8 protein-coding genes, 1 tRNA gene and 1 other RNA gene are annotated in these 7,732 nt (G+C 69.8%); 7 read left to right on the top strand and 3 right to left on the bottom strand.

Annotated features, from left to right (window positions below; genetic code table 11):
• The 3 genes from G6021_RS06515 to ffs form a co-directional block, all read right to left on the bottom strand.
• The coding region (locus G6021_RS06515) for a DNA polymerase III subunit gamma and tau (RefSeq protein WP_182640888.1) at nt 1-1,245 on the bottom strand (1,245 nt) is incomplete at its 3' end.
• A 505-nt stretch (nt 1,246-1,750) separates the two neighbouring features.
• Nucleotides 1,751-3,022 carry an aminotransferase class I/II-fold pyridoxal phosphate-dependent enzyme gene (locus tag G6021_RS06520; protein ID WP_182640889.1) on the bottom strand — a complete coding sequence of 424 codons (1,272 nt, stop codon included), beginning with the start codon at nt 3,020-3,022 and terminating at the stop codon, nt 1,751-1,753.
• A 47-nt stretch (nt 3,023-3,069) separates the two neighbouring features.
• Nucleotides 3,070-3,164, bottom strand: an RNA gene (ffs, locus tag G6021_RS06525) — signal recognition particle sRNA small type.
• A 106-nt stretch (nt 3,165-3,270) separates the two neighbouring features.
• On the opposite strand from ffs, the gene G6021_RS06530 reads away from it, so the two are divergent.
• The 7 genes from G6021_RS06530 to nuoE form a co-directional block, all read left to right on the top strand.
• A tRNA-Ser gene (locus G6021_RS06530) sits at nt 3,271-3,358 on the top strand.
• A gap of 183 nt (nt 3,359-3,541) precedes the next feature.
• Entirely contained in the window at nt 3,542-3,868 is a 327-nt protein-coding gene (locus G6021_RS06535) for a hypothetical protein (RefSeq protein ID WP_241731218.1), read from the top strand.
• Between the two features lie 243 nt (nt 3,869-4,111).
• Nucleotides 4,112-4,471, top strand: a complete 360-nt coding sequence (locus tag G6021_RS06540) for an NADH-quinone oxidoreductase subunit A (protein WP_095717152.1) — start codon at nt 4,112-4,114, stop codon at nt 4,469-4,471.
• Nucleotides 4,472-4,496: 25 nt separating this feature from the next.
• Nucleotides 4,497-5,051, top strand: coding sequence for an NADH-quinone oxidoreductase subunit B (locus G6021_RS06545; RefSeq protein WP_095717151.1), 555 nt, complete (start codon nt 4,497-4,499; stop codon nt 5,049-5,051).
• Nucleotides 5,048-5,773 (top strand): NADH-quinone oxidoreductase subunit C, encoded by a 726-nt coding sequence (locus G6021_RS06550; RefSeq protein ID WP_095717150.1) that lies wholly within the window; start codon nt 5,048-5,050, stop codon nt 5,771-5,773. Before G6021_RS06545 ends, G6021_RS06550 begins: the two co-directional genes overlap by 4 nt.
• The gene (gene nuoD / locus G6021_RS06555) at nt 5,773-7,077 is read left to right on the top strand and encodes an NADH dehydrogenase (quinone) subunit D (RefSeq protein WP_182640890.1); all 1,305 of its coding nucleotides are present in this window, start codon (nt 5,773-5,775) and stop codon (nt 7,075-7,077) included. The genes G6021_RS06550 and nuoD overlap by 1 nt, the downstream gene beginning before the upstream one ends.
• Nucleotides 7,074-7,732, top strand: a 659-nt coding sequence (nuoE, locus tag G6021_RS06560; RefSeq protein WP_182640891.1) for an NADH-quinone oxidoreductase subunit NuoE, incomplete at its 3' end; no start/stop codon positions are given. The genes nuoD and nuoE, both read left to right, overlap by 4 nt.

Consider the following 7,732-nt stretch of genomic DNA (forward strand, 5'->3'; position numbering starts at 1 on the left):
GCGCCCTTCGTCGTCGTCCGGCGAAGCCCCACCCACTCCGGACGGACCCCCGTCCCGGACCCGGGCACCACCGGCAGGCGCGGTGGCCGCCTGCGCGGTGCCCGACTCCAGCGCCTCGACTCGCTGCACCAGCGCGATCATGGAGTCGTCGGCGGAGGGCAGGAGCAGCTTGGCGCAGAGGATCTCCAGCAGCAGCCTGGGCGAGGTGGCGCCGCGCATCGACCCCATCCCCTCGTGCACCATGTCCGCACACCGCGCCAGGGTGGCGGGCCCGATGTTCTCGGCCTGGCGCCGCATGGTGTCGGCCTGCTCGACCGGGGCGTCGACCAGCCCGCGCTCGATGGCCTGGGGCACCGACTGCACCATGATCAGGTCCCGCAACCGCTGGAGCAGGTCGGCGGCGAACCGGCGGGGGTCGAGCCCGGCCTCGATGACCTTGTCGACGGTCCGGAACAGCGTCGCACCGTCACCCGCGGCGAGCGCGTCCACGGTGTCGTCGATCAACGCGACCTCGGTGGCCCCCAGCAGACTCACCGCACGCGAATAGGTGATGCCGTCCTCGCCCGCGCCCGCCATCAGCTGATCCAGCACGCTCAGCGTGTCACGCGGCGACCCGCCACCCGCGCGGATGACCAGGGGGAAGACCGTGGGCTCGACCCTCACTCCCTCCTGCTCGCTGATCCGCTCGACCAGCCCGCGCATCGACGACGGCGTGAGCAGGCGGAACGGGTAGTGATGCGTCCGCGAGCGGATGGTCGGCAGCACCTTCTCCGGCTCGGTGGTGGCGAAGATGAAGATGAGGTGCTCCGGCGGCTCCTCCACGATCTTGAGCAAGGCGTTGAAGCCCGCGTTGGTGACCATGTGCGCCTCGTCGATGATGAGCACCCGGTACCTGGACGACGCCGGCGCGAAGAACGCCCGCTCACGCAGGTCGCGGGTGTCGTCCACGCCGCCGTGACTGGCCGCGTCGAGCTCGGTGACGTCCAGCGTGCCCGTGCCCCCGGGTGCCAGGGCCACGCACGAGTCGCACTCCCCGCACGGCGTGGCGGTGGGCCCCTCCACGCAGTTCAGCGACCGGGCGAGGATCCGGGCGGACGACGTCTTGCCGCACCCTCGCGGGCCGGAGAAGAGATAGGCGTGGTTGATGCGACCGGAGGACAGGGCCACCGAGAGCGGTTCGGTGACGTGCTCCTGGCCCACGACCTCGGCGAAGGAGGCGGGGCGATACTTCCGATAGAGGGCCACGTGTAGAGGGTACCCAGGGGGTACGACGGCGAGGTCCGCCCTCCGCGTCCCGGGACACGACCTCCGGAAATGACCGGAGGGGCCGCGTCTCCGCAGCCCCTCCCGACGTCCCTCGCGCGGCGGTGCGGGCCCCCTCAGACCCTCGCGGCGCGGTTCCGGACCAGGATCGAAGCACCGGCCCCTCGCAGCCCCTCAGCCGCACTCCGGTGCCCGATCCCTTGTGGGGTCCGGACGGTAGAGATACAACCATGCCGACCTGCGGGGATCAAGGACCTACTCTCGTTGACTATTGCTCAACTATGCGGCTGGCGACATACGTGCACGTCAGCGCCACCGCCGCGGTCCCCCCTGCGTGCCCACCCAATGGGAACATGTTGTAGATCACGTTGGGGCATGTCTCGCAGGTGAAGACGGCTCGGCGACCCGCGCCGGAGCGCGAGGGCGGGCGCCCGGCGCACCCGACCCATGGGGGAAGGTGATTAACGAAGGGGGAGGTGCTGTTACATCAGTTTCGTGCGTCGCGGCACGCGGCGAGCAGCGCGCACAGCCCCACGACGTCCATCGCCGTCTCGACCTCGGCCAGCGGCGGCAACGTGGGGGCCAATCGGATGTGCCGATCGTCGGGATCCTGCCCGTACGGATAGGCCGAACCCGCAGGGGTCAGAGCCACCCCGACCGCCTTGGCCAGGCGGACGGTCTCCGTGGCGGTGCCGTCCGGCACCTCGAGGTCGATGAAGTACCCGCCCTCGGGACTCGTCCACGTCGCCACGTCGTACCCGCCGAGCCTCCGGCCCAGTGCGGCGGCGGCCGCCTCGAACTTCGGGGCCACGATCTCGCGGTGCTTCTGCATGTGGTCCCGCACCCCGTCGGCGTCACCGAAGAAGCGCGCGTGTGCCAGCTGGTTGACCTTGTTGGGGCCGATCGACCGGATCCCGGTGTGCCCCAGGTACCAGTCGAGGTTCGCCTCGGAGGCGGAGAGGAACGACACCCCGGCCCCGGCGAAGGTGATCTTGGAGGTCGAACACACCTGCAGGAATCGATTGGGGTGACCGGCCTCGGCGGCCAGCGAATCCACATCGGGCACCTTGGGGAAGTCCTCGGTCAGCGTGTGCACCACGTAGGCGTTGTCCCAGATCACCCGGAAGTCCGGGGCGGCCGCGGCCATCCGGGCCAGCCGGGACACGGTGTGGTCGCTGTAGACGGTCCCGGTCGGGTTGGAGTAGATCGGCACACACCACATGCCCTTGATCGACGGGTCCGTGGCGACGAGGTGCTCCACCTCGTCCATGTCCGGGCCGCCCTCCCCCATCGTCACGGGGATCATCTCGATACCGAGGGCCTCGGTGATGCCGAAGTGCCGGTCGTACCCGGGGACCGGGCACAGCCAGCGGAGCTTCGGCTCGTCCTTCCACGGGCGCTCCGAGTCGGGCGTACCGAACAGCATCGAGAACGTCAGCAGGTCGTACATGATCGACAGGCTCGCGTTGTCCTGGGCGATCACGCGGCCGGCGTCCACGCCCAGGAGTTCGGCGATGATCCCGCGGAGCTCCGGCAGACCGGCGCCGCCGCCGTAGTTACGGACGTCGGTCCTGCCGGCCGTGTGGTCGCCCTCCCCCGGAAGCGCCAGCAGTCGCTCGGAGAGGTCCAACTGCTCGGGTGACGGCTTCCCGCGGGTCAGGTCCAGGGACAGTCCCCGGTCGGCGAGCGAGTCGTACTCGGACGACAACTCGGACTCGAGTCGGGTGAGTTCGTCGGCGGAGAGATCGGACAGCGCCATAGTGGCCTCCGGGAGGTCGACATCGTCGGTGGTGTGTGTACCCAGACGTAAAGGGACCCCGCGCACCCGCCAGAGCCCGCTGACCCTTGCTGCCTTCCGGCCCTGGGGGAGTTCACAGGATGGACGCCGCGCGGGGTCCGGTGACGAGTCTAGCCGTGCCGCCTCCGCCGCTGCACGCAGCCCGGGATGTGGCCGGTGATTCCCGGATGGTTTGCCAGTGGTTGGCCGCGCTGGGTACTCTCGTCCACGGAGGATTCGCCTAGTGGCCTATGGCGCTCGCCTGGAACGCGGGTTGGGGTTTATAGCCCCTCAGGGGTTCAAATCCCCTATCCTCCGCCGCAGACGCGGCCCGGTGCTCTCGAGCCCGGGCCGCGTCTCTCATTTCGGCCGGTGCGCCGGCTGCCCCCACCGCAGCCGAGCCCGCTCGGTAGCATCGCGAACGTGACCGAGATCACCAGTCCGGACGTCGAGCTACGGGTGCTCGTCTACAGCCACGACGCCGCGACCCGCAGCCGCGTCATGTCAGCACTGGGCACGCGCCCGCACCCCGACCTCCCCCGACTGCACTTCACCGAGGTCGCCACGGCACCGGTGGTGATCGAGCACATGGACGCCGGGGGGATCGGTCTCGCGATCCTCGACGGCGAGGCCGCCCCCACCGGCGGGCTGGGTCTGGCCAAGCAGCTGCGCGACGAGCTCGACCACACCCCGCCGATCCTCGTGCTGATCGGGCGCGCGGACGACCGGTGGCTGGCCGACTGGTCCCGGGCCGACGCGTCGGTCCCGCACCCGATCGACCCGCTCCGGCTGCGGGACACCGTCACCTCGCTCCTCGCGCCGACCTGAGCGCCCGCCGCCACGGACGGTCGCCGTTGACGGCCACCACAGACCCCGGAAGTCGTCTGCCGAAAGTCCAGACACACGTCAAAGCAATGTGAGTAGAGTCACAGTCGAGGACCGGGACACCCCGATCTGACAGGGAGTCGGCGGGCCGTCAACCCACCACCACCGGTCGCCAACGATCCCATGCGGTTGCAGGAGAAGTCTGCCCACAGGTGCCTTCTCGAGGAACACGCGAGGAGTGACGCGATGAACGAGTACGTGCCGATCCTGGCCCTCGGGGCCGTCGCCGTCGCCTTTGCCGTCTTCTCCTCGCTGGTCTCCTCGCTGGCCGGTCCGAGCCGGTTCAACAGGTCGAAACTCGAGGCCTACGAGTGCGGCATCCAGCCCACCCCGCAGCCGGTCGGCGGCGGACGGTTCCCGGTGAAGTACTACCTCACCGCGATGCTGTTCATCATCTTCGGCATCGAGATCCTCTTCCTCTATCCGTGGGCCGTCCACTTCGACAACCTCGGGTTGTTCGGGCTGGCCGCGATGGCCCTGTTCGTCTTCAACGTCTCCGTCGCCTACGCCTACGAGTGGCGTCGGGGCGGACTGAGCTGGGACTGACCGGAACCGGGAGGAGGAGACAGTCATGGGACTGGAAGAGAAACTGCCGAGCGGGTTCCTGCTGACCACGGTCGAGCAACTCGCGGGCTACATGCGCAAGGGGTCGCTCTGGCCCGCCACCTTCGGCCTGGCGTGCTGCGCCATCGAGATGATGGCCACCAGCGGCGGCCGCTACGACCTGGCCCGGTTCGGCACCGAGGTGTTCCGGGCCTCCCCCCGCCAGGCCGATCTGATGATCGTCGCCGGCCGCGTCAGCCAGAAGATGGCCCCGGTCCTGCGCCAGGTGTACGACCAGATGGCCGAGCCCAAGTGGGTGCTGGCCATGGGTGTGTGCGCGTCCTCGGGCGGGATGTTCAACAACTACGCGATCGTCCAGGGCGTCGACCACGTCGTCCCCGTGGACATCTACCTGCCCGGATGCCCGCCGCGGCCCGAGATGCTCATGCACGCGATCATCACCCTGCACGACAAGATCCAGCACATGCCCCTCGGCGCCAACCGGGCCGAGGCCGTCCGCGCGGCGGAGCAGGCGGCCCTGGACCAGCGTCCGCTCATCCCCGTCGAGGGGATGTTCCGGTGACCGGCGATCATCCGGTCCCGGCCGATGCCCCGGACCCCGCGGGCCCGGCCGGATCCGACGCGACCACGGTCGGCGTCCGCCACGGCATGTTCGGGGTGCGCGGCTCCGGGGACACCTCCGGGTTCGGCGGGCTCGTGCGCCCGGTCGACATGCCGGGCGGTACCCGGCCGCCCGACGGTGGGGACGACGACGAGGTGGTCGCCGCGCTCACGGCCGCACTGGCATCGCGGGGCGGACCGACCTTCGACGAGGCCGTGGAGAAGGTCGTGGTGCACGGCGGACAGCTGACCCTGCACGTCCGGCGCCGACATCTGCCGGCGGTCGCGCTGACACTCCGGGACGACCCCGCACTCCGCTTCGAGATGTCACTCGGGGCGAGCGGGGTGCACTACCCCGACGCCGCGGGCCACGAACTGCACGTGGTCTACCCGCTCCAGTCGATCACCCACAACCGCCGGCTGCTGCTGGAGGTCTCGGCCCCCGATTCCGATCCGCACATCCCGTCCCTGACCAGGATCTATCCGACCACCGACTGGCACGAGCGGGAGACCTACGACTTCTTCGGCGTCCACTTCGACGGACACCCCTCACTCACCCGCATCCAGATGCCGGACGACTGGGAGGGCCATCCGCAACGCAAGGACTACCCGCTCGGCGGGATCCCCGTGCAGTACAAGGGCGCGACCATCCCGCCCCCGGACCAGCGGAGGGCCTACAGCTGATGGCCGACAGAACCGACTCGGACACCGTCCTCACCGCGACCGGGCAGGACTGGGAGGCGATCAGCGACGCGGCACGGAACGCCGACGACGACCGCATCGTCGTCAACATGGGCCCCCAGCACCCGTCCACTCACGGGGTGCTGCGGCTCATCCTCGAGATCGAGGGCGAGACCGTCACCCGCGCGAGCTGTGGGATCGGCTACCTGCACACCGGTATCGAGAAGAACCTCGAGTACCGCTACTGGACCCAGGGCGTCACCTTCGTCACCCGGATGGACTACCTCTCGCCGTTCTTCAACGAGGTCGCCTACTGCCTCGGGGTGGAACGGCTGCTCGGGATCACCGACCGGATCCCGGAGCGGGCGTCGGTCATCCGGGTGATGCTCATGGAGCTCAACCGGATCTCCTCGCACATGGTCGCGCTCGCGACCGGCGCCCTGGAACTCGGGGCCAGCACCCCCATGCTGTTCGGCTTCCGCGAGCGGGAGATGGTCCTGGACGTCTTCGAGATCATCACCGGTCTGCGGATGAACCACGCCTACGTCCGGCCCGGCGGGGTGGTCCAGGACCTCCCGGACGAGGCCGTGCCCAAGGTGCGCGAACTCCTGGACGTGATGCCCGGCCGCATCCGCGAGATGGAGCTCCTCCTGCGCCAGAACCCGATCTGGAAGATGCGGCTCGAGGGGGTGGGCTATCTCGACCTCACCGGGTGCATCGCCCTCGGGGTGACCGGACCGGTGCTGCGGGCCAGTGGACTGCCCCACGACGTGCGCCGGACCGATCCGTACTGCGGGTACGAGACCTACGAGTTCGACGTGGTGACCGGGTCGGGCAGCGACTGCTACGACCGGTTCGTCATCCGGGTGGACGAGATGAAGGAGTCGCTGGGGATCGTCGAACAGTGCCTGGACCGGCTCGAGCCCGGCCCCGTGATGGTCGACGACCCCAAGATCGCGTGGCCCGCCCAGCTCAAGGTCGGCCCCGACGGCCTGGGCAACTCCGCCGAGCACGTCCGCCACATCATGGACAGCTCGATGGAGGCCCTGATACATCACTTCAAGCTGGTCACCGAGGGGTTCGCGGTGCCCCCGGGTCAGGTGTACGTGCCGGTCGAGTCGCCCCGCGGCGAGCTGGGAGTGCACATGGTCTCGGACGGCGGCACCCGCCCGTACCGGGTCCACTACCGCGACCCGTCGTTCACCAACCTGCAGGCGGTGGCCGCGATGTGCGAGGGCGGGATGCTCGCCGACGTGATCGCCGCCGTCGCCAGCATCGACCCGGTGATGGGGGGTGTGGACCGATGAGCGGCGAGCCGGTCTTCCTCCAGTTCGGTCAGAAGCCCGACGAACCGGGCGCCATCGTCCACCCGGGCGCACGGCGGACGTATCCGGACGAGGTCCGGGAGCGTCTGGCCGCCGATGCCGCCGTGATCGTCGCCCGCTACCCGCAGGACAGGTCGGCGCTGCTCCCGCTGCTGCACCTCGTGCAGGCGGAGGACGGGCACATCACCCCGGCCGGCATAGAGTTCTGCGCCCGGGTGCTCGACCTGACGGCGGCCGAGGTGATGGCGGTGGCGACGTTCTACTCGATGTACCGCCGCACCCCGACGGGTGACTACCTGGTGGGCGTGTGCACCAACACGCTCTGCGCGGTGATGGGCGGGGACGAGATCCTGGCCTCCCTCGCCGAGCACCTCGAGCTCGACGGCCCCGGCACCACGGACGACGGCAGGGTGACCCTGGAGCACATCGAGTGCAACGCCGCCTGCGACTACGCCCCGGTGGTGATGGTCAACTGGGAGTTCTTCGACGACCAGACCCCCGCCTCGGCCCGGCGGGTGGTCGACGACCTGCGGGCCGGGCGGACGGTGACCCCCACCCGCGGTGCTCCGCTGTGCACCTTCCGCGAGACCGCCCGCATCCTCGCGGGCTTCCCCGACCCGCGCCCCGGCGCCAATGA

It is taken from the genome of Dietzia sp. CW19 (assembly GCF_014145265.1).
GTDB lineage: Bacteria > Actinomycetota > Actinomycetes > Mycobacteriales > Mycobacteriaceae > Dietzia > Dietzia natronolimnaea.